The sequence below is a fragment of the Acinetobacter rudis genome (genome assembly GCF_000829675.1).
GTDB lineage: Bacteria > Pseudomonadota > Gammaproteobacteria > Pseudomonadales > Moraxellaceae > Acinetobacter > Acinetobacter rudis.
Genome location: NZ_BBRX01000052.1, coordinates 1 through 26,785 on the forward strand (window position 1 = coordinate 1; position 26,785 = coordinate 26,785).

At 33.4% G+C, this 26,785-nt stretch carries 25 protein-coding genes and 5 pseudogenes; 14 read left to right on the forward strand and 16 right to left on the reverse strand.

Features of this window, described 5'->3' with window-relative positions; genetic code table 11:
• Positions 1–1,128 precede the first annotated feature (1,128 nt).
• On the reverse strand, positions 1,129–2,163 hold the full coding sequence (locus Aru01_RS13170) for a hypothetical protein (protein ID WP_016655836.1): 1,035 nt from the start codon (positions 2,161–2,163) through the stop codon (positions 1,129–1,131).
• A 520-nt stretch (positions 2,164–2,683) separates the two neighbouring features.
• Between Aru01_RS13170 and Aru01_RS13175 the strand changes: the two are divergent.
• A pseudogene (locus Aru01_RS13175) lies at positions 2,684–3,707 on the forward strand (IS3 family transposase).
• A gap of 261 nt (positions 3,708–3,968) precedes the next feature.
• Here the strand turns inward: Aru01_RS13175 and Aru01_RS18680 are convergent.
• Positions 3,969–4,193: pseudogene (locus tag Aru01_RS18680) on the reverse strand (lysozyme inhibitor LprI family protein); the annotation flags it as partial.
• A 163-nt stretch (positions 4,194–4,356) separates the two neighbouring features.
• Positions 4,357–4,716 carry a hypothetical protein gene (locus tag Aru01_RS13185; RefSeq protein WP_016655834.1) on the reverse strand — a complete coding sequence of 120 codons (360 nt, stop codon included), beginning with the start codon at positions 4,714–4,716 and terminating at the stop codon, positions 4,357–4,359.
• Between the two features lie 1,501 nt (positions 4,717–6,217).
• Between Aru01_RS13185 and Aru01_RS13190 the strand changes: the two genes are divergently transcribed.
• Positions 6,218–6,655 carry an META domain-containing protein gene (locus Aru01_RS13190; RefSeq protein ID WP_016655833.1) on the forward strand — a complete coding sequence of 146 codons (438 nt, stop codon included), beginning with the start codon at positions 6,218–6,220 and terminating at the stop codon, positions 6,653–6,655.
• Between the two features lie 787 nt (positions 6,656–7,442).
• A complete protein-coding gene (locus Aru01_RS13195; RefSeq protein WP_016655832.1) occupies positions 7,443–9,632 on the forward strand; it encodes a TonB-dependent receptor in 2,190 nt (729 codons plus the stop codon).
• A 195-nt stretch (positions 9,633–9,827) separates the two neighbouring features.
• Here the strand turns inward: Aru01_RS13195 and Aru01_RS18685 are convergent, their stop codons facing one another.
• The 5 genes from Aru01_RS18685 to Aru01_RS13220 all read right to left on the reverse strand — a co-directional run bounded on the left by Aru01_RS18685 (position 9,828) and on the right by Aru01_RS13220 (position 13,120).
• Positions 9,828–10,055 carry a hypothetical protein gene (locus tag Aru01_RS18685; RefSeq protein ID WP_016655831.1) on the reverse strand — a complete coding sequence of 76 codons (228 nt, stop codon included), beginning with the start codon at positions 10,053–10,055 and terminating at the stop codon, positions 9,828–9,830.
• Positions 10,056–11,259: 1,204 nt separating this feature from the next.
• Positions 11,260–11,664, reverse strand: coding sequence for a hypothetical protein (locus Aru01_RS13205; RefSeq protein WP_016655830.1), 405 nt, complete (start codon positions 11,662–11,664; stop codon positions 11,260–11,262).
• 76 nt (positions 11,665–11,740) lie between these two features.
• Positions 11,741–12,094 carry a hypothetical protein gene (locus tag Aru01_RS13210; protein WP_016655829.1) on the reverse strand — a complete coding sequence of 118 codons (354 nt, stop codon included), beginning with the start codon at positions 12,092–12,094 and terminating at the stop codon, positions 11,741–11,743.
• A 30-nt stretch (positions 12,095–12,124) separates the two neighbouring features.
• The gene (locus tag Aru01_RS13215) at positions 12,125–12,490 is read right to left on the reverse strand and encodes a hypothetical protein (RefSeq protein ID WP_016655828.1); all 366 of its coding nucleotides are present in this window, start codon (positions 12,488–12,490) and stop codon (positions 12,125–12,127) included.
• Positions 12,491–12,703: 213 nt separating this feature from the next.
• Positions 12,704–13,120, reverse strand: a complete 417-nt coding sequence (locus Aru01_RS13220; protein ID WP_155757943.1) for a hypothetical protein — start codon at positions 13,118–13,120, stop codon at positions 12,704–12,706.
• A gap of 1,102 nt (positions 13,121–14,222) precedes the next feature.
• Between Aru01_RS13220 and Aru01_RS13225 the strand changes: the two genes are divergently transcribed.
• The 6 genes and pseudogenes from Aru01_RS13225 (at position 14,223) to Aru01_RS13245 (ending at position 16,311) form a co-directional block, all read left to right on the forward strand.
• On the forward strand, positions 14,223–14,453 hold the full coding sequence (locus tag Aru01_RS13225) for a phage integrase central domain-containing protein (RefSeq protein WP_040331110.1): 231 nt from the start codon (positions 14,223–14,225) through the stop codon (positions 14,451–14,453).
• Between the two features lie 99 nt (positions 14,454–14,552).
• Positions 14,553–14,804 (forward strand): tyrosine-type recombinase/integrase, encoded by a 252-nt coding sequence (locus tag Aru01_RS18535; protein ID WP_174435139.1) that lies wholly within the window; start codon positions 14,553–14,555, stop codon positions 14,802–14,804.
• 78 nt (positions 14,805–14,882) lie between these two features.
• Positions 14,883–15,077: a hypothetical protein gene (locus Aru01_RS18540; protein ID WP_174435138.1), complete on the forward strand. Its 195-nt coding sequence runs from the start codon at positions 14,883–14,885 to the stop codon at positions 15,075–15,077.
• A 254-nt stretch (positions 15,078–15,331) separates the two neighbouring features.
• A pseudogene (locus tag Aru01_RS13235) lies at positions 15,332–15,468 on the forward strand (PAAR domain-containing protein); the annotation flags it as partial.
• A gap of 8 nt (positions 15,469–15,476) precedes the next feature.
• Positions 15,477–15,830: a hypothetical protein gene (locus Aru01_RS13240; protein WP_081407240.1), complete on the forward strand. Its 354-nt coding sequence runs from the start codon at positions 15,477–15,479 to the stop codon at positions 15,828–15,830.
• Between the two features lie 58 nt (positions 15,831–15,888).
• Positions 15,889–16,311, forward strand: coding sequence for a hypothetical protein (locus Aru01_RS13245; RefSeq protein ID WP_155757942.1), 423 nt, complete (start codon positions 15,889–15,891; stop codon positions 16,309–16,311).
• Between the two features lie 1,335 nt (positions 16,312–17,646).
• Here Aru01_RS13245 and Aru01_RS13250 read toward each other — a convergent pair.
• From Aru01_RS13250 to Aru01_RS13270, 6 genes and pseudogenes are all read right to left on the reverse strand, one after another.
• Positions 17,647–18,252 (reverse strand): TonB family protein, encoded by a 606-nt coding sequence (locus tag Aru01_RS13250; RefSeq protein ID WP_016655819.1) that lies wholly within the window; start codon positions 18,250–18,252, stop codon positions 17,647–17,649.
• Positions 18,253–18,384: 132 nt separating this feature from the next.
• Positions 18,385–18,744 (reverse strand): energy transducer TonB, encoded by a 360-nt coding sequence (locus Aru01_RS13255; protein WP_016655818.1) that lies wholly within the window; start codon positions 18,742–18,744, stop codon positions 18,385–18,387.
• A gap of 203 nt (positions 18,745–18,947) precedes the next feature.
• Positions 18,948–19,144, reverse strand: a pseudogene (locus tag Aru01_RS18690) (hypothetical protein); the annotation flags it as partial.
• Between the two features lie 307 nt (positions 19,145–19,451).
• Positions 19,452–19,826 carry a hypothetical protein gene (locus tag Aru01_RS13260; RefSeq protein ID WP_016655817.1) on the reverse strand — a complete coding sequence of 125 codons (375 nt, stop codon included), beginning with the start codon at positions 19,824–19,826 and terminating at the stop codon, positions 19,452–19,454.
• A 541-nt stretch (positions 19,827–20,367) separates the two neighbouring features.
• Positions 20,368–20,715 (reverse strand): hypothetical protein, encoded by a 348-nt coding sequence (locus Aru01_RS13265; protein WP_016655816.1) that lies wholly within the window; start codon positions 20,713–20,715, stop codon positions 20,368–20,370.
• Between the two features lie 172 nt (positions 20,716–20,887).
• Entirely contained in the window at positions 20,888–21,403 is a 516-nt protein-coding gene (locus Aru01_RS13270; RefSeq protein ID WP_016655815.1) for an SH3 domain-containing protein, read from the reverse strand.
• A gap of 453 nt (positions 21,404–21,856) precedes the next feature.
• On the opposite strand from Aru01_RS13270, the gene Aru01_RS13275 reads away from it, so the two are divergent.
• Positions 21,857–22,159 (forward strand): hypothetical protein, encoded by a 303-nt coding sequence (locus Aru01_RS13275; RefSeq protein ID WP_016655814.1) that lies wholly within the window; start codon positions 21,857–21,859, stop codon positions 22,157–22,159.
• A gap of 13 nt (positions 22,160–22,172) precedes the next feature.
• On the opposite strand, the gene Aru01_RS13280 is transcribed toward Aru01_RS13275, so the two are convergent.
• Both Aru01_RS13280 and Aru01_RS13285 read right to left on the reverse strand, forming a co-directional pair.
• Complete coding sequence (locus Aru01_RS13280; protein ID WP_016655813.1) at positions 22,173–22,565, reverse strand: hypothetical protein; 393 nt, start codon at positions 22,563–22,565, stop codon at positions 22,173–22,175.
• A 570-nt stretch (positions 22,566–23,135) separates the two neighbouring features.
• Positions 23,136–23,474 (reverse strand): DUF7079 family protein, encoded by a 339-nt coding sequence (locus Aru01_RS13285; RefSeq protein WP_051145770.1) that lies wholly within the window; start codon positions 23,472–23,474, stop codon positions 23,136–23,138.
• Positions 23,475–23,657: 183 nt separating this feature from the next.
• Here Aru01_RS13285 and Aru01_RS18960 point away from each other — a divergent pair.
• The 4 genes and pseudogenes from Aru01_RS18960 (at position 23,658) to Aru01_RS18795 (ending at position 26,590) form a co-directional block, all read left to right on the forward strand.
• A pseudogene (locus tag Aru01_RS18960) lies at positions 23,658–24,274 on the forward strand (tyrosine-type recombinase/integrase).
• Between the two features lie 3 nt (positions 24,275–24,277).
• Positions 24,278–25,024, forward strand: coding sequence for a hypothetical protein (locus Aru01_RS13295; RefSeq protein WP_016655808.1), 747 nt, complete (start codon positions 24,278–24,280; stop codon positions 25,022–25,024).
• A 254-nt stretch (positions 25,025–25,278) separates the two neighbouring features.
• Positions 25,279–25,851, forward strand: coding sequence for a PAAR domain-containing protein (locus Aru01_RS13300; RefSeq protein WP_016655807.1), 573 nt, complete (start codon positions 25,279–25,281; stop codon positions 25,849–25,851).
• A gap of 277 nt (positions 25,852–26,128) precedes the next feature.
• Entirely contained in the window at positions 26,129–26,590 is a 462-nt protein-coding gene (locus Aru01_RS18795; RefSeq protein ID WP_016655806.1) for a hypothetical protein, read from the forward strand.
• Positions 26,591–26,785 lie beyond the last annotated feature (195 nt).

A 26,785-nucleotide genomic window follows, 5' to 3' on the forward strand; every position in this document is an offset into this window, starting at 1 on the left:
TAATCAACTAACAACTTAAATAATATTTATAAAGTTAAATTTCATAGTATAAAATTTTCTCACAAAATTACCCTTAACAACTTATTCAGCAATATAACTATTAAATGTATATGTCTGCACTTACAATATATTGGTCAGCTAATAAACCATCGATAACAACTACATTGGCTTGATCGTGGTACACAATAATTGAATTCCTTCCTAATAAACAGGTATGCTCAAGTCAAAACTAATGTTCGAATACAATCACATCATGCAAATTTATAATTAAATCCATATTCCGATTATATTTATACATGATTACTACCTGTGTAATTCATCACTTAGTTTGCATCTAAAAAAAATACACTTTATAGTTTAGAATTGATAACATCAGATTATTCGATTATTTTTATATGACAAAAGTACATTGATATTTTAATTCACGCTCAAAAAACAATGATTGACTTCATCTACCTATCGACTCCACTGGTTTAATATTTTGAGACAATTGGATACTGAAGAAAAATTAATCTGATTATCGCGGTTCATAGTAAAAAGCGTATCCACTTATCAATGTTGAAACAATGCAAATATACGTTCAAATCACTACAAACAGTGTTAGTGACTAGTAAAAATTACTTAATTAAACCCCATAAAATGCACGTGTTTATCCAATCCGTGAGATGAAACTTTAAATTTACAATATATTTAGGCTAGGCAAACCAACGCAAGGACTTTACTAAGGTATATTTATCTCGCATAAAGCAGTGGTTATAATTCTAAGATAGAGTTATTTGAAAGATGTTGCCCATTTATTATCATCGAGTTTTGTTCGAAACCAAAATATCTAGTATCAATCTTGTATACTGTGCTCCTCACATGAAATTTTATAGTTGAAAGTATTAAAGAAAACTTGACAAAGAATACCTTAGAATAATTTCAAATAGTACATAAGATTACTATCAAGTTAGTGGAGATTCGATAGAGGTTTTTAATAATTATAAACTTCATACAAATTTTGGTATAAAATTAGTATATCAAATACCCCCTAAAAGCCAAGTTAATTATTTAACTCAGCTTTAAATAAAATATCATCAACATATTTAGGACAAAGCAACAATAATTTTCATAATTAAAAATTACTATTTATGTTGATATTTTTAGCTTAACTAATTCACTAATAAAATTAGCAGCTTCTGGGTTAAAATAATGACATGAATTCTTAGATAATACTTCATAAATATCTGAATATTTTTCTCCTGACTCTGACAAATCTGCCTCATCATCAAGAGCTTCTTTATTATTTGTTACATATGTAGCAAATGAGAAAAACTCTCCTTTTGAACTTTGTTTAGCCCAATAATATGTATTATTGAATTTTGCTGCACCTGAACTCGAGTAATCTGAAATAAATGCTTCTACACTATTAAAAATGGAAATTTTTTCACCTTCTATTTTTTTATTTTCCCACCAAGTTTTTATTGTATTTTGATCATAAGGACTATCGTTAGGTTCTGAATATTTTTCCAAAATTAATACATCACTATTTTGCTCAATTGATGCTATCTGGATACACTTTGAACCTTCTGGAAATTTGTTTATATACATTTTTTTATATAGTTCAGTAGCAACACTGCTATATATAGGGCTAAAAGCAGGTATCCCATTGAACCTAACAGATAAATCTGGGTCTAGTGTATCTAATACATTTTTCCCAGTTATATCTAAAACCTTATAATTTATTTTTCGGATGAATTTTCCATTCCCATTCAATAATGTTGGCAATATAACCCATTGATTAGTTTTAGATATATCAATTTTTCCTAAATGATCACCATATTGCTGATGTTTTTGGTTACTACCAAAGAGACCTGTAGTGGTGGCATAATTAGGAGTCAATTTTTGTTTCTTTTCTTCCAGATTAAATAGTTCTTTATTTTCGAAAAGATTATTATCATCAATGGTCAGAGTTGATTTTGTTCCTGCCATAATTGTTACTAAACTACTATCATCCATCCCACTATCAGTTGATTTTTCAGTAATACGGAAACTTGTCCATTGTTCAAATACTTTTGGTTCCTGTAGATCAGCATTGCTTGTCTCTTCTGAGCTATCATCATTACAAGCTGTTAACAGTAAAGTAGTCAGCAGTACAATTGTTAGTTTATTTTTTAAAAACATACTTATTCCCCATTAAAAATATCTTAAGAAATTTTTTAATTAAATTAAATTTATCTAATTGAATTCAACAAATAAAAACATTGTATATCAATAAATATAGTTAATAAACTAATTTTAAATTAAGTAAGAAAATACAGTGGTCAACCAAAAGTGGGCAAAGCTTCAAGTACACCTCAAATACCTTAAGTAGTTCATGTTATAACTAAATTCATATGATTATTTTTGATTATAGTATTCATCAAATCTGTATGTGTACTATAATTAATCTTTATTTTTAGGGACTCCCAAGAACCGTATACTGCGCAAGACAGCGATGAAAAATACCATTTTCACATTAAAACCCCTAACTTTAGTATGAAGTTAGCAACTCATGTACCAACTCTCAATTCATTTATTTCTTTGTTATAGTCTTCAATCAAAGTAGTACCAATAATGCATGTAGTATAACCTGATCCTAGTCAAAATAGTGTACATGTATTCCCTCTAAAGATAGCTTAGTTTTAATCTTTGGAGATATATAATGACTAAACGCTTTAGTCCTGAATTCAAATAACAAGCTGTTGAACATACTTTAGCTAGATCACATGAACCTTTGGCTGCTATTGCCAAAGACTTAGGCGTTGGATATTCAACACTTGATAAATGGATGCGGCAAACCAGTGAAACTGGTTCTAGTAAACGCCAATTAAGTTCCGAACAGCAAAAGATCCTTGAACTTGAAAAAGAAATTAGAAAGCTCAAAGAAGCCAATGATATTCTAAAAAAGGCGCATGTGTACTTTCTACTCAAGGATGCCAAGAAAAGTACACAGTAATTCAGAAAATGGTTACTGCGAAAGTTAACTTAAAATCAGCTTGTATACAACTTGGTGTAAGCCGTTCAGGTTATTACGCTTGGTCGAAACGTATTATTCAAACCTAAGCCAAGCTAGCCGATTTAAAGTCGCTTTATTAGACTCATCGAGCTCGTTGTGGCGCACCATCTCTGGTACATGATATGCGTGATTTAGGTTATAAAATGAGTGAACGTACTGCAGGCCGTAGCTTCAATATATGGGTTTACTTAGTAAAATTTCACGTAAATTCAAGTGCGCCAGTGATTCTAAACATAGCTTACCTGCTGCACCCAATTTATTGAATCTGCAGTTCACAGTACTCAAGCCGAATACGATCTGGACGACAGATATAACCTATATTCGTACTCAGCAAGAGTGGCTATATCTATGCGTAATGCTCGATTTATTTAGCCGTAGAGTCGTTAGTTGGCAAACGAGCCACCGCATTGACCGCCAATTAGTTTGCGATACATTTAATTATTCAATGGCACGCCAAGGTTATCCAAAAGGTGTCATGGTGCATTCAGATCAAGGCAGTCAATATTGTAATGGCAGTGTTTATTTAACCCGAAAAGAAGCTCAAACAACTTTGTTTGAATATATTGAGATTTAGTACAATCGGAAACGACGTCACTCAGCAAATGGCTGGGTAAGTCCTGAGGCCTTTGAGCAACAATATTATGAGAATTTAGAGGGAAACATTGTTTGATTAAATGGCTAGGATCAACCCACCTATAAGCAATACAACTTTTTCTGAAACGTTTCCTTAAAATAAGTATTAATTTTATAAATTATCCTTAAAATTCGAAGATCTTAATATGTCTATAAAAGCAACTCAAAACCTGCCTCTTCTAGCCATCTTATCAATAAAATACTTACTAAAGATAGTAAGAGGAATTAAAAATATAAATACTTCCCCATCTACACCAAAGTATATTTTTTAATTAAATAGTTATCTGGGCAAGCAACACTATTCTATAGATTCTTTAATTCGCTCCGTTGTTTTAGTGACCGTACAACTTAATGTCATTAAATATGGACCTCCACCCTGAGACTCCGGAGCAAAGTAGGCCATCAATCCATTGCACTCTTTTTCGCGATAAACTATCCATGCTTTTTGTGATTCATTTAAAGTAGTTTTCCCTTCTTCATCCAAAGATGCATAAAAACCATTATATATTTTGTTTAGTTCTTGTTTATCTTCTTTTAATTTCTATTCATAACAAGCAATGTCAGTATATACATTGCCTGTTTGACATTGAGCATAAGCTGAAAAAGAACTCAAGAGCCCTAATAGAATTAGGAGTATATTTCTCATAATTATTACCTTCTGATCTTCCTTTGGGCCCTACATCCGATTATTTTAGAGGCGTAATTTTAATGTCTTCTATATGATATTGGCCTGTGTATTCCTGCTGACAAAATACACTTCCCTCAACACTTACTCTTTTGCCTTGATATTTACTTAATCCAATCTCATTTAGTGCCATTCTCTCCTGCGTAATCACGCCACAAGCACCCTCGTCCTCAAACTTTATTGGTTTATCTAATTTAAGATAATGAGCTTTAAAACTAGGTTCTACATCTGGTGCTGTTGAAATAACTTCAGTAACCACTCCAGTGAGTTTCATTTTTCTTCCATCTTCATGAATACCGATGGCAGCAAATGTACCGCTCGAGAATAGCATAAGTGTCACTGCAATTATCTTATTGAACATTGTATAAATACTCCTTGAACATTCGTCATCATAAAAAACCACTTTATTTTAACTTTAAATTCATTTAACCAATTTAATTAATTGTATCGTCTTGCTAATTACCATATCTATTACGAAATTTTGATAAATTATTTAATCGAGTATGTATGTAGTGATCAACTAAAAGCGGGCACAGTTTTAAGTTTTTCCTCAGCTACCTGAGCGCTCAAGCCATTAATAAATTGATAATTTTTTGAGGTATCCATTGTTTTTAACCGAAGAATAAACTTTCGATAGAAGTAATTCAGCGTAAAAAAATTAAACGTGACATATCTCTCACCAAATAGGTAAATCACCGAATAAGAACCAAGTTAGACTAATCTAATGCTACCCAAACAACTCAGATTTCAGTGTTGACCCTTGACTATTGTATGCTGCGCTCGATCGGGATACATCGAATGGAATAATCATGCGTAGACTTTGGGGATCATGTTGTCATCTTCACAGAGGTAGCGATTAAGAAAAACTGGATTCAGATTTTGCCATTGTCACAGCCGATATATGACATTTTCAAAATCTATTCTGTAATAAGATGAAGCTTTGGCTTAAGGTGATAATCATGGTACGTAAAAATATTATTCTACCCTCAGTAATATTAATATGTTTTAGTGCATTACTATCTGGTTACTCCCTATTTAAAAAAAATAAAAAATTATCCCAACCATTGAATCTCACAGCTAGACTTTTGATTTCCCAAATAAAGATTTTAATATTATTTATTATAAAATAAATAGCTTGGAGGAATTTCAATCTAATGGACTAAGCTATAAAATAATTTTAAAAGAAATAGATTAGCGAGATGCGAATAGACTGGTTATAACTAAATATAAAGATAAGAAAATTCTAGATAATCATGCATACTATTTACTGATAGTTAAGATAGCAAATATCGTCAAAACATTAGGCTTTTGTATTAATAAAAGTCAGTTTATGTTCAAGAAATCAAAAAGATAATTAAGGGTTTATAAATAGTTGCCACAATTTTAATTCAAAATCATCTTAAAATCAGGTCAGTAGAAAGGGCATTCATCATACAGGTAAGCCCTTAGACAGTTTTAGTATGATGCTATAAGAGGTAAGGATTGGTTCCACCCAAAGGACCGCATCACAACAAAGGTATTGACTTTATATTCGGGTTTTCATTGTAGATTTAATCATGGATCCTCATGCTAGACACTTATTAACATCTGATAAAATTTCTTATAGTCCTTTTCATGTTTTTGACTATTGGAATAATTAATGCATCCCCTGAGAAGTATTTGAACTTTGTAATTAAGAATAATACTTTTCAAGATACTCTTTCGAGCGGCCCCATAATAGTACTGTACTTTTCCTGTAATTTATCTTAATGTTTTCTTATACTTGTTTTTTGTATTTTTAAGTTAAGATCATAATATCTAAAAAATAAATATATATACTTAATAAGTATAATTTTATTAACCAACAATAGCAGAGATATTATATGTTAAAAACTATTCTTACTTCGAGCTGTTCTGTTTTAACTCTCACAATGGTTGGTTGTGCGACTATGTCAAATCCATCTACTGAGCGAAATTTAAATGAATTACAAGGAAAAAACTGGGTTCTTAGTGAAATTTATGGTACAAAAATCGCAACAAATTCAGCACAGTCAGACGTTCCATCCATTCAGTTTGATAATGTAAGTGTAAGTGGTTCAGATGGCTGTAATCGATTTGGTGGCGGATATGCAGTTAAAGGTACTGAGATTAAATTTTCTAACTTCGCTTCATCTGCACAAGCTTGCTTAAATGCAACTGATATTCCTCAAAAATATTCTCAAGCCTTAACTCAAGTAACACATTATGACTCTTCTAAAAACGAACTTAAATTTTTAAATACCGATGGTCAAGTCATTTTAAAATTTAACAATCTTAATTAACTTTGATTTTATTTATTGCTAACTCATTGTTAATTACACCTTATTTAAATCAACACAATATATATTAACTCAATATATTAGTTTATGAAAAAGAAGCTATGACTGATTTGTCATAGCTTCTTTTTCATAGGTGTCGACTAAATTTAATTTTTTTATGAACATAATTTAAATTACTCAAACAAACCATCACTCAATCATCCTACACTAGCTCCACATCCATAATTCATCTAGCTCTCAATTGAGAGCCTTCACACCACACATATTTCACCTGATATTCTCATTATTTAACTACAGTATTCACAGCTCATGCCTTTAATGTGTACTGATACAACAAAAAAGCCTTTTGTCATACAAAAAGTAGTAAATGGTTTTTCGTGTGAAAATAAAGTATCAAGAAACGAAGGAAAAAATTTTCTTAGAAGGTTATTTAGCCTTGATCAGACGAGCATTGTAATTTATTAAATAGCCCCTTCCCCACCTGTAGGCTCTAACAATATTACTATGTATTGCCTAAAACTTAATGTATTTACCAAGACATCAATAGTCCACAACATTAAAGCACTGCCCTGTCCTAATTGTAATTACCTAAGATCAGGACAGGGTACAAGTAGATTAGATAGCATCTCCAACTAGGAGAAACCGGACATTTCTATTTTGAGCTTAAACATGCATTATGCATAAGTACAATTATGTCAAATAGAGAGTAATAAATAACTGATATAACCGTTTACATCAATATTATTAGTAATTATCATTCTCAATAATATTTTATTTGTAATGGAATAATATGCGTTTATCACACTTTAGTCTTTGTCTGCTTACAGTAGCTATTTGTACCCAGCTTTATGCTGACGACACAACAATAAATGACTCTACTACACAAAATACTGAAGTTAAACTTCCTACTATTGTGATGACAGCAACACGGACACCGAAGAGTATTTCTGAAATTGCAGGAACTGTTCAAACCATTTCCGCTGATGAAATTAAGCTACAAGCTGGTCCTGGTCGTAAAGTTGCAGATGTTTTGGCGCAATTAGTTCCATCTTTAGCACCAAGTAGTGGAACGAGTAGTAATTATGGTCAAACAATGCGTGGACGTAATGTACTAATAATGATTGATGGCGTATCACAAACTGGTTCACGTGATGTAGCACGGCAGTTGAATAGTATTAGCCCAAATATGATTGATCACATTGAGGTCGTTTCAGGCGCAACGAGTATCTATGGATCAGGTGCGACAGGTGGAATTATTAATATTATTACTAAACGTGCTGATAAAACTGAGCCCGTTAGCTTTCAAACCAAACTAGGTGTGACATCGGCTGATAAATTCCGAGGTGATGGCCTTGTTTATCAAGTTGGCCAAACAGCTTCATTTGCAAATGATAAACTCGATGGTTTTCTTGGTATAGACTATACCAATAGAGGCTCTCAATTTGATGGCAATGGGGATCGTATTTCATTAAGCCCTTGGCAAGGCAGCACAATGGATACCGACACCATTGATGTGAATGGTCGTTTAAACTTTAATTTAACTGATAATCAAACTATTAGTTTTGGTGCTCAGTACTATAAAGATGAACAAGATACAAAATATGGACCGGATTATTCCTATTTACTCAAAAAAACAGATCCATCTTACAAAGCGGTTAAAGGATGGAGTCTAAATAATCAGCCATTTACTGAACGTTATGCTTTTAATACACAGTACCAGAATCAGGATTTCTTAGATCAAGTCCTGAATGTGGAAGCTTACTATCGCAAGGAGAAGTCACGCTTCGTACCTTATGGTTACTCAGCTGACGGTGTTAGTGTAAAGCAAAGTCAATCAAATGTGGATTACACTGGAATTCGTTCAACTTTAATGTCTGATCTTGTGGTAGCGGATCGTGATTTAAAACTAACTTATGGGTTGGACTATGATTGGGAAAAAGATCAGCAATGGGCTGACTTTTATACACCAAGTAATAATGGCCTTGTTTATATACCAACAGGTGAAATTCAAGGTTCAGGGCCTGATACTGAAATTCAGAATATTGGGGCATTTTTGCAAGGTGACTATGCTTTAACGGATCGCCTAAATATTCAAGCGGGTGTACGTTATCAATACGTACAGGCGGATACTGAAAGCTATTTGACAGCGCGTAAACCTTATACATTAATGGCTGCTGACTCTACAAATTCAGATAAGTTTTTGTTTAACCTAGGTACTGTATATAAACTCACTGATACTCAGCAAATCTATGCCAACTTTTCACAAGGCTACAGTTATCCAGATGTACAACGTGTATTACGTGATGTAGCAGCATATACTTTAACCACGTCTGGTATCGCTCCAATTACAGTGAATAGCTATGAACTAGGCTGGCGCTTAAATCAAGATACAGGTTTAAATTTGGGCTTAACAGGTTTTTATAATAACTCGGATAAAGTTGTTCAATTTAACTCGGATCGATCTGTAAATATTGTCGACACAGATCAGCGAGTTTATGGTGCAGAAGCAACAATAAGTTACCCATTCATGGAAAATTATAAGGTGGGTGGAACTTTGGGTTATACAAGAGGCCAGTATAAGGATGCAGCCAATAATTGGCATGAGCTTAATGCTTTTGTAGTTTCACCCATGAAAGGCACATTGTTTGCGGAATGGAATAATGAAGATGGCTATGGTGTAAGAGCACAAATGCTTGCGATCAAAGGAACTGACAAAGCTTATAAAGATGACCTTGAGTTTAAAGCAACTGGATACAGTGATAGTAACAGCGCGGCCGAAATTAAAGGTTATATGACCATGGATGTATTAGCACATTTTCCAGTAGCGAAAGGCCGTATGGACTTTGGTGTCTATAATCTATGGGGTAATCAATATAAAACTGTTTTTGCTCAACAAGCAGCAGTAACTAATGCTAACTCATTATTAGCGATTCCTGCTGAAGGGAGAACATTTGCGCTAAGTTATACTATAAATTATTAAATTTGGAATTGCTCTAATCTAAATTTTCTAAAATGAATGTAGTGCACATTACCCTAAATAAACTTAATTATTTTAAATCAACCAGTTAAATTATCATTAAAAGCTTTATTCATGTGAATAAGGCTTTTTTTATTCTTTTACATAATTCCACGAACATATTTTAAACAAAGTTTCAAAGCCCTTATAAAGATAATATCAACTACTCAGGCCACCCTTACTCAATCGCCCAACATTAACTACGCATCCATCAGCCGTTTCAGCCATCGTTCGATATTCAGCGATGCACTTTTTCAGTAAGTCTAAGCTGGTATTGATGTATTTAATGATGGTCTCGCGGGGAGCTATGGGCATACGGCTTTTAGCTTTATCGAGTTGCTTTGACAGATGATCAGCATCGGACTGAGCGTTAGCAGCTTCAGCCATGACTTGTTTAATTTAACATTGTAATTTTGCTTCGCTTTTAACATTTGTTCAGCGCATTGTTTTTCTTTAGCTGCAGCTTCGATTTTGGCCTTTTCTTTTGATGCTTGTGAAATAGTCATTTCCCTTTTGTATTTAAGCTTGGCCATAATCAGCTTGCTACCTAAATCATTGATATAAGCCAACAGCCGCCCTAGACAGATAGAAGTTAGGACCGCAATTGCGATCCAGTATCTGTATTTCCAGATGAGCTACCAATTTATTTCATTTTGTATATGCTATTTTGCTTGTAACTCAGAACAGTTATCTCCTTTTTTAACCTTCTAGCCATTAGAGTAAACTGTGATACAAAAACCAATCGTCCAAAAACTAATACCATCATCGTAGGCGTTTAAACAAAGATCTTCAAAACTACAGATTAAATTCACAACTGAGTTTGATGTCGTCATTTGATTAGAGATACTAAGCATTTCACCCACAGCTTGTTGATCAAAAGTAATCAGTTTATCTACAATTTCGACCTATTTTTGAGTCAGCTTGACATCTGAAATAGTCCCTAAAAAATTAAAGATGAATTTCATTTAATGTTCTTTCTATGCTATTGATCTGAACCAGCAAAATAAAAACTAATTACGCCGCAAAACCAGCCAATAACATCACTCAAAAGGATATTCACCAGATCTTTTTTCTCTTTGGGAATATTTTAAAAATAGGCTTAGCAGTAAAAATTGGATAAAAAGTAATACAGAGAACGATAAATGCGTTTTAACTTGCTCACTTGACATTACATTCCGCATCAATCTGTTTCATACGTTCAAGACGATCTCATTGCTACGAAAAATAAAAATTAATCAGTAGACCAAGTACGGCAATACCGACACCAATCCAATTAATTCCCATAAAAAAACCAGCAGCACTTGTCGCACCACCAGTTAATGTTGCTTTTAATTCAATTGCTACTACAGAAACTTCAGCTGCATAGGCTGTTCGGCTATATGATCATTGACATTTCTTGTTGTTCATCCTAATACTTATATGCTGTTCATAACTGTTATCGAACGTGGAAGACAACACGGCGAACTGAGTTGATCCATTGTTGCATTCTAAGTCGGATTCATAATCGAATAGTCTATTGCTCATATTTTTTTCAATAAGAAACCCACCGAGATGGGTGGGTTGTGTTGTAGTTACTGCTAAATTAAAACTCTTACTTTATTACATAACAGGTATTAATTTTATTATTAGATGTTTTGACACAAGTCCAATTACCTTTATCGCTCTTTGTAATTTTCCCTGTTTTATAATCTCTTAAATAATAACTTTCACTATTACCTTTCCCTAAAATTTTATCATTTTTTGATACGCCTATATCACAGCCCTTTGTATCATACTCAGGACACATAGTTGACTCTTCAATATGTACTTTGGACTTTCCATACTGAAGAATTGTATACATACCTCCAGCACCACCACCTGATGAAATTACACATTTTTGTGCTGTTTGTAATTTGTCGTCAACAACATCAGCACATAGTCCTTTAGCATCAGGGAATTCATGTGCATATACTATCCCAGTGATGCATATTGTTGCCAATAAAACTAACTTTTTCATTCCAAAAACCAAATTATTTTTCGCAAATTTATCATTTCAAATCAATTAAATCCACGGCGATAAGTTTAGTTTTCAATTATTTTATTTTAAAAAGCTTTTCCATATTATTGCTACAAAGTTTATTCATATCGGCTGTAAAAGTTGTCACTACTTTAGATTTGGAATCTTTAGATTTTGCGACTGGTATCTCATATGCAATATCCATCATATCTTTTGAATAACGAAGCAACATGTGATTTTCAAAAGTATCCTCTGAAAATTTAGTCATCAAATATTGCATAAAGTCATTCTTATCAACACCCTCTTGTCGTGCTTCCATAACCAAACTAGACAGTGCACCGAAATCCCCACAGATAAAGTCAAAATCCTTTGCAAAAGATTCCATAGTCATGCCCAACGTTAAAAATATCCCACATATGATTCTTTTCATAAATACCCCCTCAAATATCTTTGTAAAATATCACTCGTCAATTTCTAAACTTAGTTCTTCAATACATGTCTCATAACCATAAAGACCAAATTTTTTAATTTCCTCAATCTTATCTTTTTCGTCATCACGAACTGGAACTATGTATGCAGCATCTATCAAAGGGTAAATTGACTCTTTGAGTGTTTTGATGAACATAGGGCTATAAATGTTACTGTATTTTCTGAGCGTCTCATCTAGAGAGTTTCGAAACTTACTCTCTGGAGTTCCATCTTGACGTTCAGCCATAACCATCATTGCAGCATCTTCTACCAATGGGCAGATTGGATCATGGACATATTCTGCTTGTACACTCGTACTCACACCGATTAAGACTAATATACAAATAGCTTTTTTCATCGTAAATCCCCTAAAGTGCTCACAAAATAGCAAAAGGAGAAATAAAAAACCACCCGAGTGAAGTATACCCCACATAAGTTAGAGACAACTTATGGGGGCAGTTCAGGTGGGTACAAGAGTTCGACTTTAGATTTTGTCTTAGTGATCAGAGACTTTGCTACTTTCTACAACTCACTTCTGAACTTTTATTTATAAAATATAGATATATCAGATTTAAATATGGTCCCAACATCCCTGAGATGTCCATTTTGTAATAATACCTTTCTTGTCAGTGATAAAGTTATCTACACATGTGGTGTGGTTCGCTCCATTGTTCATGTACTGCAAATACTTCCATGTGTATTGTCTACCACCATCTGTTCTTTGATGTATTCCCCAAGGACTACCCCAAGATTCAATGAGGTCATCAATTGACTTGCCATACCATTGTGTTCTTTTCTTCCCAAACTGTTCTTGTCTTTCTCTTAGTCTCCGTTGACCATCAGTTTCACCACCTTGAAAATCACGAGCTTGCGCATTTTTATGTTTAGCTCCTGGTACTCCAGTAAGCGCATAAGTAACATCAGAAATGGTATCAATTGCCATTTGCGAGCAACCTGTTAAGGCCACAAATGCAGGTATAATAGCCATAAAACACAGTTTCTTTAACATATTAATAATAACCTTGTACTTACAAATAATTTATAAAATTACTCAAATAGTACAGCATATAGTTGATCTATAGTGAATTTTCACCTTTTCATTATCAAAAGCAGTATCAACCTCATTAAGCGAAACTCGATGATTACCACGAAAAGCACCTGTATCAACAGGATGGCCGTTAACTTTACCCTACAATGTTTCAGCTGCTGTCTTATGAAGTAGTTATTCACTATGCTTAATGATTTCTAATGTAAAATTTGTTGGTGGATTTTTCCAAGACATAACTTCCATCCATTAAAAAAACCCAATAGAGTGGTTTTTTTTAATTAGACTTTAAACAGAGATTTTCTTGGCCCTTAACTTGTTTAAAGCATGTCCAAGCTTTTTCATTTGAATTATTACTGACGACCTTAAATGTATAATCTAAAAAATATTTTTTTGCCTCTATCAAAGAGTGTAAATCCTTACCCATTACAAAATGACAATGGCCTTTATTACAGTTTGTAGATTGCTTTATATAGTAGGTCTTATCTCTAAAATTTAGCTCAAGATATTTACCATGAATACTTGTGCCATATGAAACTACGCATGATTTTAAAGTATTTGCTGTCGAATCAAAACACTGCCTATATCTAGTTGGATCTTCTAGGGCGCATGCTGGTAAGGAAAAAATAAGCAGATTAAATAGCAATATACTCTTCATTTTTTTAATATTTAGATAAATTAATCACATTTAATAATATTTTTAATCCAACTTTCAACTCTTCTTAACAATAATACCCATGTTACATCAGCAGGATCGACACTCACATTCATCGTCTTGAATATGCCCTTTACTGAAGATTTCCCACGCGATAATAAGCTTACAGGCAAACCCAACTATTTTTTCTTCATGTAATAATCATTGAATTACATAACTCTAGAGAAAAGGTATCCCAAGTTGATATAACATGCATCGCCCCATTTAGGAAAAAATGGTTGAAGAGTAAAAACTATTACTCAGTCAAAATATTGATCCTGCCAAATATAAAGTCGAAGAAAAAGAAAAAATCAAACTAGCAGCTGAAACCCCACGTTTAAGGAAGTGGCTTTGGAGTGGTACGAATCGAGAAAAGATAAACGATCGGAGTCTTATCGAACCACAGTCGAGAAGTCATTTAAAAGGGATATCTTCTCTGCTTTTGGTTCAAAGGATATTAAATCGGTTAAACCATACGATGTACTTAAGATACAAAAGAACACGCTTAAACGTGTTTCTAAGCAAATGAATCATGGTACCAGTGAATCTACAGCAATTCAGAATAGGCAGATTATTAATTAAGTATTTATTTATGCGATTGCCAATTTGCGCTGTGAAAGTAACCCTGCAGTTTCACTTGGCCAAACAGTAGAAAGACCGCTCAAGCAAACTGCGAGACCCATGACCAATGCTGAGAAAGAACGTTTTAATAGTGCACTAGATAATAGTCGCAGTACTGAGATGGTTAAGAATGCGATTCGATTCCTACTCTACTCGATGATGAGATCTGTTGAAGTGTGCTGTCTAAAACGGGAGTGGGTAAACTTTGAAGAAAAGCTCATTACCATTCCACCAGCATCCAAAGACCAGATGGATCAAGGTGAACGTAATATTAAGATGAATCGGACTCATCTAGTACCACTCAGTACCTAACTGCTCAAAATATTGGAAAATCAAAAAATCCAGTCTAATGATGAATATGTATGTTCTATATTCAATAAGCCCAAAGTCATGAACAAGACAATGATTAACAGAGCTTTAGACAGTATGGAATTTGAAACACTCACAGCTCATGATTTTAGAGCAACTGCTTCTACCCGATTACATGAAATGAAGTTAGATTCTAATTGGATTGAGCTGCAAGTAGCTCAACTAGACAAAAATGCAGTACGTGGTACTTATAACCACGCACAGTATTTAGACTAAAGACGATTAATGATTCAAGATTGGTGTGATGTTGTTGATGAATGGGGAGATCGCCCTTCTTAAAATTTACTAAAAGCAGTACATGCTACTTATAAACACACATAGTATTTAGATGAAAGACGATTATTGATTCAAGATTGGTGTGATGTTGTGAATGGGTGGGGAGATTGTCCTTCTTAAAGTTTACTATATGTTTAAATTGATAAATTTATTAGATTTTAATGCTTGTGTTTTTAAAATAAATGGAGCAGTTCATGATTAAAGGTTTTGCTATTCATAATGCACCAACGGATCATGGTGGGATCATCCCATTAACTCAAGTAAGTAGCTCACAACAAGGTAATCTATTTGTTCGGGCTGGTGATGTACACTGTGCCCTAATTGTAAATGTTGCTAAGAATGTCTTTGATTTATGCAACCAACTGGGGATCTAAGCGTAGCTGCAATTGGGAGTTTTCTCGAAAAACGTATTATAACACTGGCTATATCTTTTTTCATTCCTACTCTAAAGGTCTTATGTGGGATTTTTGGGATAAATCCAAGTCTGATCAGGTTTTTAAATATACATTGTCTCATGAAATTGGCCATGAGTTATTACTTACATTTGGTAGTCAAGTATATTCCAAAGGGCATAAAGGCACTTCTGGCATTGTGCTACAATCTCCTAATTCAGGAACAACATATCCGAGGGCCGGAGAGATAGATGTTAGGAAGTACGCAGAAGAAAATAAAATATCAGGTTTTTATAGTTGATCGGTAGCTGATGAAAAAGATGTTATTGGGCTCTTATTTATATCTGGAATTTCAAAAAATGAAAAAACTCACTATCTTAACATTGATATTTTCTTTCTTTTTAATAAGCTGCACCCCAAATATAGCATATATAGAGCCTGAGATAATAGGAAAAATCTATAATCTTGATGATAATAAACCTATCAAAAATACTGCTGGGTATATCGCTTTTTATTTAAATGATAACAAGGAAAACTATATAACAACAAATAGGGACGGTGGTTTTTATCTAGCCCCACATACGGAAAAATACTTTTTCATCAAACCAAACTTGAGAGAACTTTATATGGGAACTGGTCAAATTTATATTCAATTTGAGGGGTATAAATCAAAAATTTTTGATTATACAAATTTTTATCAAGAACAAAATCCTTCCCCTAATCCTGATGCCAAAAAATTGGAAAAAGTTAACATTGGAGTGATATATCTAGAAAAAGAATAATTTATTTTATAGAGCAAGATATTTTACACAAAACCCAGTCACTAGACTGGGTATTCATCACTCAGGCCACCTCTCACTCAATCGCCCGACATCAATTGCGTTTCCGTCATTCGATGACCTTCACAATAGCACCATGTTTCACCAGACATTCATTGTATTTAGTCACAGTATCAAGCGACCATATAATTAAGACTATTCTAAATAGTAATTAGTTGGATAAGATGACTGATATAGCATTTTTTCGTCAGCTCGTCTTTGCCGTGATAGAACCTTTATTGGCTAGCTAGTGGTGTGTAGGGGATTTGAGTTAAAGTTAATTTTGCGATAAGCAATTGGTTATAAATGGTCAAAATGAACAGAAATAAAATTGAACTACTTGCTTCTGCAAATTGGTCTCGAACAAACTGGAATTTAAGTTGGAAGTCCATCATAAAGTTAGATGAGCTCTTACCTAGAGTTGGTGAAAGATACCAAATTTCTCTACTAGACTCTGAAGCTCAACACACTAAAATGGGCGATATTATCTGCTTTGGCTCCCTCCACATTCAGAACTGAATACTTTATATGATCGACCAACTGAAGTTTTAAAATCTTTTGTTATTGAGGCTGAATTAGCTCAAGGTGAGTGGATCAAAGAGGGACTTAGTTTTGGGACAGAACGAAGTTTTAGTGTAACTATAATTTCAATAAGAAGAGTGTTTGAGTATTTACCAGAAGTTCAATTCACACAGGGCCAAAAAATTTCTCAATATTTTGAATGTCATCCTTATCGAACTGAATTTTTGAAGTGGGATAATTTCTGTTTGTTCATAGTAGCAGATCAGTATCAGCATACTGAATTGTTATTTAAAATTGACAAGGAAAATTATTATTTATTATTTGTCAATAATAGGCTTTCGTATTCCTATGACAGCTATATTTGTAAGTATTTACTCGATGGTCAGCAAATTGAATTTTTAAAGAAATACATGATTGAATCAAATAAATTGACATCATGTACAGATGATTTAGAGGATGAAAATCTGGTTCAAGGAGCATTGTATATGTAAAGGAGCTTTTCACAGAGAAACCTAAGCAAATCAAACTATCCCTTCAATTAAAGCGATACTCTGTTATTTAAGATACAGATAAAACTATGTGTGCTGAAAAACTGGAAAGATGCCCCCTTTTCATAACCATCACCGAACTTAGAAGATAACACAGCGAACTGAGTTGATGTACTGTTGCCTTCTAAGGCGGATCCATAATCGAATAGTCTATCGCTCATATTTTTTCCAATAAAAAACTCATCGAAGTGGTTGGGCTAGCATATGTATTCGCGTAATACGGGTAAACCTAATTTCTTGAATTTACCTTCTCACTGAAATAAAACCAAGATAAGTCTGTAATTGGAATAGATTGACCATTAATACTGAGTGGTTTGAATTTGGTTTGTCTCTTGTACTCACTAAGAACATATTCATCCAATTCAGAAACACTACTACTCTTATAAATCTCTGGCTTTATTATATTTCCATTTTCATCAGCCTCAGAATAAATACCAACGGTTCTGGCATCATTTAAAAGGAGTGATGTTTTTACGATAATCTTAGGTTTAGTTTCGAATTGAACTTTTCTGGAAGCCTTATAAGAAAATGGCTGAGTAACCGTAATCGGATGTGTAATTCCATCTATTTCATAAGGCTTTGTTCTTGCCTTTTTAAACATTTGAATTACTTTTTCATCTATAGCCTGAAAACCACTACTTTTAGATATATCAGCATGAGTAATTACACCTCTTACATCTGCCTCAAAATAAATTGAGAAATCGCGATCATATCCCTCTGACTCTTTATTCGATATACCAAAGTAGGGTCTTTTTTCCCACTTTACATTCTCTTTTACGTCAAGGTTTGCTACACCTTCAGCCTTAACCCCAATACCAAAACTAAATACAGACAAACACACCACTCATAATATTCTTTTCATAAAAAATCTCTAAATACCAACAAAATAACAAAATAATGGAGAAAAACCGATGAAGATAATTTCCAATAGAAAAACCACCTCAATGGATTTTTAATACTATAAGGATTAATAATCGTTAAGTTGAAATGTTGTACTTACAACTACAGGGAAAAAAACACCATTTACTTGATATGGTTTTAATCTTGCCTGCTTGACCGCTCTTATCACTTTCTTATCGGTCTCATCCAGCCCGCTACTTTTCACTACCTCAACAGAAGTGATAAGGCCTCTTTCATTAGCATGAATAGTCAACACAATGGATCTTCTATCATGTCCTTGTAATTCGTTATTATTTAATTGAATGTGAGGTTTTTTCACCCAATAAATATCCCCTGGTTGAAGGGCTCTTACTGCCGTATCTTCAACCTTTGCAAGAGCACCAAAACAAAATACGAATAAGCACAGCGCTAATATTATTCTTTTCATAAATCCCCCTAAATTGCTTACAAAATAGCAAATGGAATAATAAAAAACCACCGAAATGGACTGCATCCTTCAAATTAGACTAAAAGTGTCCAACTTGCGGGGTTCAGTTCATTTTTAGTGGCTTAATAACATCATTATTGGCAAACGATATTCATAATTTCTCTCTGACTTCCAGTGTTAGCTACCATCCTCATAGAATTTTAAATCAAATGAAAATCAAAACACCAATGCTTGGTCGATTTAAATTGAAAGTTCTTCTCGTATTTGATCTTAAGAATTTGCAATGTACGTTCAATTTCTTCTTCTAAATAACACTCTGTCACCTTAGGTAGTGGTCTAGTTCTTTTTTTGTTTTGATGCGATTCTTATTGGTTAGGACTTTATATTTTTGAAAGTCCAATTTTTAACTATGACCTAAATGAGCAGGAGAGTTTATCTATTAGCTCATTAGTTTGTTGAAAAGATAAACTAGAGTCTATCCAACACACGAAGCTTCTAGTACCAATTCTAATTTCTCTTTTTTCATATGTAATTATATTTCCAGATGACTCTTTCACACTAAACCACCCTTTACGACTTGGACATTTTAAAACTTTGCTACCATGCCAAGGGCCGCCAAGACAAATATTCATATTCTAATTACCACACAATAAAACAAATAAAAATAACTCAATGAAAACTTAAGAAACATATGATGTTTATTTAAATCAACCAGAGCATTTATCTATCAACTTGTTTATATGCTTCATTATCGGGCTATATACTTTTTCTTTTGTATTAACCGCAAATGAAAGATGTTTCTCGTATAAAGGATAATTAAATCCTAACGACTTACTATTTTGATATATCAGCTCATTAATATAATAGAAATACCCAATTCTTGGCATTTTTTTAATTTCAGGATCCAAGTTATTTTCTGGCAATAGTTTTAATTCTTTATTCACTTGCTGAAAATACAGATTCAATATTTTATTCGCAGCAAATGCTTTACCCATAAGATCTTTGCTATGAATAGGTTGAATTGATAATTTAGAAATTTCCTTAGTATGTACATTTCCATATCTATCATAAAAACTATTCATAAATTCTGCACCAAATGTAACTTAAGTTTTATGTTAAAACACAGAGAGATTAAACTCAACTATATGTTTATTAAAAACTATTTACCAAACAGTCACACTTTTTTGAAATTTTAGAATTACTTAACATATTAAAAGAAAGCTCAATCCCACGGATATAAATTGAGCTATAAGGTTAGAGATTGAATTCATCATAATAAATATGCATTATGACTTAGAACAATTATCAACAAAGACTATTGGTATTAAAATTTCATTTTATTAAAGAATTACATCATTTAAAAAAGTTTAAGTATTTCTCATTCTCATAAATTAATTAATAAGTTAATTAATTTATAGTAAAATAAGATTTAATTTTTTTATGAAAATTTAATATTTAAATTTCTTAATAATTCATTATGATTAACTTATTACTTAGCTTGCTCTTACTTTTTGTATCCGCACCAGCCGAATAACCAATTGATGTCTTTAATGAATTTCACCCATTAAAAAAAACCTCCCGAAGGAGATTTGAATCAATAAAATTACTCTTATTTTGAGATTATCAAAGAGTAGGTTGAGGAATTGGAATATCTTGTGATATTTTCTTGGCATTACTCAATTTTAAATTACAACCAGATTGTCCCCACTTTACTATGATCCCTTTTTCGAGCATGAATTTTTCATCACAATAACGCCCTGGATGAACTAAATTTTCATAAGAAATAATTTTATTTCCATTTGTTAATGTATAACTCTTATCTGGCAATCCCCACTTATTTATAAGTTTTTCTTCTGATGATCCGATCCATGACTGCATTAGATCATTAAGTGTCTCATAGCGCTGGGTAGCTACGCTCACACAAGCTGTAAGTACTTGGCTAATCAAGATAATTAAAATTATCTTTTTCATTGCATATTTCCGATAAATATTAATTTAGATCAATAATATATGATTAGGTCTTTTTCAGAAAGATTAAAATTTAAACTATCACTTTATATTTATTTAAAGACTTCTTTTTTTCATCCCACTTCCCTCAAGGCAAAAATAAACCCATACAAGGTGGGCAGAAAAACAAATGTGTCTATCTTGATTTATAGCGTTTATTGCCACCACTAGTGATGCAGTAATGGCCACCTCGTGGACCTACACAATAATCAACAACAGCACATGAACAATCACTATCATTATATTTCACTCGTTCTTGTCTGCTGGCTTTAGGTGGTGAGTAGTTGCTGGCTACAGTTTGCGTAGTGACAGTACTCTTCTCAATCGGATTGGTCACCTTGTAACAATTAATTCCCTCACAAAGAGATTTTGAAATTACCCATTCAGATGGTGTTTCTGTTTTGCTAATTCTCGACCACCCTGTCTTTACTTCATAAATTAATACTTCATCTCCTCTATTTTTTTTATCGACTATTTTTCCATTTGGGAATGATCTGACATTTAATTTATCGGTATTAACAAATTTTTTACTTATGGCTTGTGGAACTACTCCAGCAATTTTAGATTCAGAAGGTTTATCATCACCAGCACCCAGTATAGCTCCAAAACCCAATACCCCAGCAGCAATCCAACCTATGGTAGATTTTTTCATTTCTAATCTATTACAAAAACACATAATTTATTATAATAAAACAATTGATTTGCAATGCTACTTGTTGCTCAAGTATGAGACACCTAACACAATTCAAACCTGTGACCAGCTACTTAGAAGGCGGATGCTCTATCCAACTAAGCTATAGGCGCATTAACTTAAGATTTTTTCTTATTATAAAAATCAACAATCACCCATACCACAATAATCGATATAAGGATTTTCCACCAATTCTCAGTGAATAGATTTTGTCTTACAAAATACCCAAAACATCTACTAAGAAAGTCACTGATGTATTATTTTTCTCAATAAGCTATTAAATATATAAACCTTAATAAAACAAACCCCCGCAAATGAGAGGCTTATCCAATGAAATTAATTTTTGGGTCGCTTGAAGTTAGCTTTGGTTAAGCCTTAAATAAAGTCCCCCCCCACAAGTAGAAGGAATGCACAATGATCGCAACACTAAATAAATCCAAAACTGCGTTAACGATTAATCGTCAAGAATTTAAACTGGCATTAGCTAAAATTGGTGCAGGAATTGATAAGCAAATCACTGCGCTTAAAAAAGCCCAGCAAAGCTATGATGCTGCGGAAATGGCAAACGAGATCATTAGTGAAGCAAATATCTTTGAGGCTATTATTGAAGGATTTAACGAGGCAGAAGGTACTTATTTAAAGCTGGCTGACATCACTAATATGGAAGTGGCTCAAGGGTGGATTGATGAATTGTTAGAGAAGTATGTTGAGTCATGAACTCTAAAACATTTTATCCCATACCGAACACCGCCCCGCAGCGGGCGGGTTTTAATTCAACAAACCTATGATTTTTTTGAATACAATTTTCAATAGCGATTGACTTTGCTTTTTCGATAACCAATATTTGAGTCTGCTTTTTATAAATACTTCGTGATTTATTGAAAGTTATTAGATATATCCAATAAAATCTTGCTAAGTTTTTTCCCTCATTAGTTGCAGATTCCTCCACACGTTTTTGTACCATATTAGTTAGTTCATTTGTTTGTCGACTTGTATGTAAATCAGCAATTGCTTTTCCTGCCTCATTACCAATTTCACCACAACCTAACTTGTCAAATATGCTGCTACTGGCCACTGAGTGAGAGCTTATCAATAGCAATAAGGAAAAATTAAATACTTTCATCGTATGTAATCAATTCTACAAGTAGTTTGATTTTAACAGAATTTATACTTTGAGTATTAACGCCCAGTGCAGGTTTAGTTTATTCTAGTAATGCCTGATTTGTGATTTTCCAATCGGTATATAAGCTATCTCGTTCCACGGTGTATCTAAACTTATTTGCAGGGAAATTCATGCCACCATATTTTTCGTCTGCATAATCCCGCGAAATAATTTCAAACTTTCTTTGGCTGACTTTCTTTACATCCTAGATAATCTAAAATTGATCTCTATATCACCACAAGCAAAATCATTTTGAATACTTAAAGGCTTCAATGATCCGTATTTCGCTACCTCTGTCACCAAGTTAGACGTTGTCCCAGATCCTCCAGTACACCCCATATCACAAAATGTTGTCTATCCTATATTATGTTTTAATTTTCGATAGTATATCATTGATTCGAATTCAAGGCTGTCAAAAATCCTGTCACAGTAAGAACGCCACTACTCCAATCATGGATTGGATGGAAATATATTTTTATAATTTAATTTCAAACACTTGTAGAATTTATAAAAAGTATAGTTGCTATACTTTTACTTATCTTTCAAAAATGACTTTAGCAATTCCCAGTCTTTCCTATACTTAAACTTATACAATTTTGCTGCCAACTTTTTCTTCCATGTGATTTGATTTCTTGAACTAATTCCACGAACTTGAATATCTTTAATGAGCTCATCTTTACTAAACCCTGCCCAAATAGTAGGGATCATTTGCTCAAGATTTAATGAGCAAACTGGTGCGACATTATAAAACAGATGAAATTCAATGGTTTCAGCATCATAGTCTAATATTTGATCCGCGATTAATTTGCAATCAATTTCATTATCAACAAATAAATCAGATAGAGAAAACCATAAATCTTCGATATTCATATTAGTTTCCATCTTATGAACTCCGCTGTCTCCTCCTCAAATGTATCACTGGCCATATCACCAAGTATCCCCCCTAATACCGCACCAACAATCATGATTCCCTATATACAAACAGCTGCATAAGGTCCACACGCTTCTCCTAAATGTGCGATAGATTTTGGATGCAGGCTTGTTCATTTTGGAATTATATTACTGAAGAAGCCTTTAAGAATAGCTTTGTGCAACACAGCCATGACAGGTGCAAAACTATGGCGTTTTAGATATCGTTTTTTAGGTAAGGCTTCAATGCTTAGCCTGAGCGAATATCCAATGATTAGTTTAGCTCAAGCACGTAAAATGGTTGAGGAGCAAAAACTATTACCTAGTCAAAATATTGACCCTGCCAAATATAAAATCGAAGAAAAAAAAATCAAACTTGCTGCAGAAACTACGTTTAAAGAAGTGGCTTTGGAGTGGTAAGAATCAAGAAAAGATAAACGATCTGAGTCTTATCGAACCACAGTCGAGAAATCATTTAAACGAGATATCTTCCCTGCTTTTGGTTCAAAGTGATGAACAAGACAACGATCAATAGAGCCTTAGGCAGTATGGGATTTGAAACACTCACAGCTCATGATTTTAGGGCAACAGCTTCTACCCTATTACATGAAATGAAATTCGATTCTAATTGGATTGAGCTGCAACTTGCTCACGTAGATAAAAATGCAGTACGTGGTACTTATAACCACGCACAGTATTTAGATGAAAGACGATTGATGATTCAAGATTGGTGTAATGTTGTTGATGGGTGGGGAGAGTAATAAATGAATGAAACCATTGATCTACTCAAGTTTGCTATAGAGAGTGCCTCCCCATTAGTAATTATTATTTGTTGTGTATTTTTTATTGGATACAAAGCTAGATCTATACTTTATTTTTCTCTAGAAATGAAAGATTTGGCAAGAAAACGTCTAATTCAGAAACATGAAGAGTATATTAAGTTCGATAAAGATATTTTCTCCACATCATTATTACAAGGCAATTACAAGCGCCTATGTGAACAATCACAGGTACAAGCCTTAATTGGTTGTCACTTATGTACGCCACAAATAGCTACGTATATCCTGAGTAGACAGGATATAATTAATACCATAAGAAAATATCATAGAATAAAAAGTGAAATAACTATCAATGGTGTTGATTTGGTGCCCAAAGTCAAAATGGGTAAATTCAGGATATGGTTTAATGTCGCTATGGGGTTTGTTTTTTACATGATTTTAGCCATGTCGGCATTTCTCCCCCTATTCATACCAGCACTTAACAGTATCTATGATCAACCACTGACACTTAATTTTGATTGGAAGATAATAATTGGACTTTTTTTCTATACTATCACTTCAATGATATTCGCACTAATTATTTTGAATGAGAGCCTTAAGCCCAAATTAGCAAAAGAGTTTTGCAACTTACCAAGATATGTAAAAGTTACGAAATACACATACATTTGCAAGAAAAAACTTTCTCATAGTGACGCATATTCATTAATTTTTATTCAAAAATACTCACAATAACATCATGCCTCGCCTGACATTCGTTATATTTAACCACAACATCAATGGCCCATAACATTAAAGTACTTCCCTGCCCTGATTCCAGTTGCTGTAGATCAGGACAAGGTTCTAAAAAGTTAGCTGGTATTTTTGGGGATGGGATTAATTATAGTATACTCGCAAAATAAATGAGCCTATTGACAGCTCATTTATCAATATAGAAACAATATTAACATATTGATTTTTAAAATTAAATATGAGATTAGGATAGTAAAATGATACCTGTTGGTGTGGATGGTTCAACAACTTCTCACGGTGGTGTTGTTAATGCGACTCAAACAAAGACCTCAACAAATGGACAGGCATGGCTCTTGGAGGGTGATGGCTTTGCTTGTCCAAAATGTAAAATTTGGTCAACATTAATTCGCAATAATACAACTGTCAGTGTTTCTGGTAGAAAAGCAGCCATTGTGGGTGATAAATTCACTTGTGGAGCAACTTTAGAGGGTGTGCAATCTTCAACATTTATTGGGAGCACTGCGAGCTCACCTAGTAATGATTCCTCTGCAATACCAATAAACTCTTCCTTATCAAGTGCTTTTGTTCAAAATGAAACAGAAATACATAAAATCCAATTTCAAGTCATTAATGAGGATACAGCAGAACCCATCACAGACATACTGTATGAAATTTACAGCAAAAGCGATGGCAGGTTATTAACTCAGGGTTATACAGATCAGAATGGAATGACGACTCTTTACGAAAGTGATTTTTCATCTGAAGCTATAGAATTAATTACTCTTGATCTATCTAAACCGCTTCCACCTTTATCTCAATCAAACAATTAAGTACTGAATTATGAGTAGCAATTAATCTCAGGGTAATACAAATCGTTTAGTTTATAATACAAATTATGATAAAACACCAACCAACGACACTATTAGCAAACGTATCAATTTAAACTTAAAGCAATCTGTTAATTTATGCCGATCTGATGATGGCTACCTAACCGCTTGTAGTGGTTGGGAAAATATTATTAAAGTAAAGACAATAGCTCCTTATACATTCTGTATTCCTCAGATTTGGTGGAATCATATTAAAGAGAGGAGGCCTTATGAATATGACATGGCTTTGCGATTTGGCTTAGAATTTGATCTGAATAAAATTGAAAGGGATACCCCAGGGCTTATTTATACCGAATATTTCCATACGCTAATGTATTTAAATTTTGCTACGTATTTGCGAATAAACTCAAAAAATGGGGCATTAAAAGCAGTTGCAGAGCTTATGAGTGATGGCTATAAATTAAGAGTAGCAGCTCACTATAAAAATATGGAAGACATTGTGCAACTCAGCCCTGCTGGTTGGGGGGTGTTTAGTAAAGCACAATATGTTGCACATGCTGAGGCTGCTATTATGAACAATGGACCCTATATTATAAGTCAAAGGCTTTATCGCTTACTGTTTGGTTCAACTTGGAATAAACAGGCTTACAAATTATGCTCTTCAGAGGGATATATAGCCCCAAAATCAGATATTTTACTTGTTTCTGATGATTGGCGTTTAGATGTATCCCCTAAACGTTAATAATTTTTATATAGAGCCCACCTACATACTCGCACAACTTTATATATTATTGGTACGTTATTGGGTGTAACACAAATAAAATTTGGATTTCACAGAGTTTTGTTATGAAAAAATCAATTGTTTTATTCTTATGTATGTTTTTAATATCTGGATGCAACAACGCTCAAGAACAAATTACAAAGGAAACTTTAAAAA

Excerpts from the sequence above, each read along its gene's own strand:
- Aru01_RS13170 (WP_016655836.1), bottom strand. The coding sequence starts at position 2,163 with ATGTTTTTAAAAAATAAACTAACAATTGTACTGCTGACTACTTTACTG.
- Aru01_RS13185 (WP_016655834.1), bottom strand. The coding sequence starts at position 4,716 with ATGTTCAATAAGATAATTGCAGTGACACTTATGCTATTCTCGAGCGGT.
- Aru01_RS13190 (WP_016655833.1), top strand. The coding sequence starts at position 6,218 with ATGTTAAAAACTATTCTTACTTCGAGCTGTTCTGTTTTAACTCTCACA.
- Aru01_RS13195 (WP_016655832.1), top strand. The coding sequence starts at position 7,443 with ATGCGTTTATCACACTTTAGTCTTTGTCTGCTTACAGTAGCTATTTGT.
- Aru01_RS18685 (WP_016655831.1), bottom strand. The coding sequence starts at position 10,055 with ATGGCTGAAGCTGCTAACGCTCAGTCCGATGCTGATCATCTGTCAAAG.
- Aru01_RS13205 (WP_016655830.1), bottom strand. The coding sequence starts at position 11,664 with ATGAAAAAGTTAGTTTTATTGGCAACAATATGCATCACTGGGATAGTA.
- Aru01_RS13210 (WP_016655829.1), bottom strand. The coding sequence starts at position 12,094 with ATGAAAAGAATCATATGTGGGATATTTTTAACGTTGGGCATGACTATG.
- Aru01_RS13215 (WP_016655828.1), bottom strand. The coding sequence starts at position 12,490 with ATGAAAAAAGCTATTTGTATATTAGTCTTAATCGGTGTGAGTACGAGT.
- Aru01_RS13220 (WP_155757943.1), bottom strand. The coding sequence starts at position 13,120 with ATGGCTATTATACCTGCATTTGTGGCCTTAACAGGTTGCTCGCAAATG.
- Aru01_RS18535 (WP_174435139.1), top strand. The coding sequence starts at position 14,553 with ATGACCAATGCTGAGAAAGAACGTTTTAATAGTGCACTAGATAATAGT.
- Aru01_RS18540 (WP_174435138.1), top strand. The coding sequence starts at position 14,883 with ATGAACAAGACAATGATTAACAGAGCTTTAGACAGTATGGAATTTGAA.
- Aru01_RS13240 (WP_081407240.1), top strand. The coding sequence starts at position 15,477 with ATGTCTTTGATTTATGCAACCAACTGGGGATCTAAGCGTAGCTGCAAT.
- Aru01_RS13245 (WP_155757942.1), top strand. The coding sequence starts at position 15,889 with ATGAAAAAACTCACTATCTTAACATTGATATTTTCTTTCTTTTTAATA.
- Aru01_RS13255 (WP_016655818.1), bottom strand. The coding sequence starts at position 18,744 with ATGAAAAGAATAATATTAGCGCTGTGCTTATTCGTATTTTGTTTTGGT.
- Aru01_RS13260 (WP_016655817.1), bottom strand. The coding sequence starts at position 19,826 with ATGAATAGTTTTTATGATAGATATGGAAATGTACATACTAAGGAAATT.
- Aru01_RS13265 (WP_016655816.1), bottom strand. The coding sequence starts at position 20,715 with ATGAAAAAGATAATTTTAATTATCTTGATTAGCCAAGTACTTACAGCT.
- Aru01_RS13270 (WP_016655815.1), bottom strand. The coding sequence starts at position 21,403 with ATGAAAAAATCTACCATAGGTTGGATTGCTGCTGGGGTATTGGGTTTT.
- Aru01_RS13275 (WP_016655814.1), top strand. The coding sequence starts at position 21,857 with ATGATCGCAACACTAAATAAATCCAAAACTGCGTTAACGATTAATCGT.
- Aru01_RS13280 (WP_016655813.1), bottom strand. The coding sequence starts at position 22,565 with ATGAAAGTATTTAATTTTTCCTTATTGCTATTGATAAGCTCTCACTCA.
- Aru01_RS13285 (WP_051145770.1), bottom strand. The coding sequence starts at position 23,474 with ATGAATATCGAAGATTTATGGTTTTCTCTATCTGATTTATTTGTTGAT.
- Aru01_RS13295 (WP_016655808.1), top strand. The coding sequence starts at position 24,278 with ATGAATGAAACCATTGATCTACTCAAGTTTGCTATAGAGAGTGCCTCC.
- Aru01_RS13300 (WP_016655807.1), top strand. The coding sequence starts at position 25,279 with ATGATACCTGTTGGTGTGGATGGTTCAACAACTTCTCACGGTGGTGTT.
- Aru01_RS18795 (WP_016655806.1), top strand. The coding sequence starts at position 26,129 with ATGGCTTTGCGATTTGGCTTAGAATTTGATCTGAATAAAATTGAAAGG.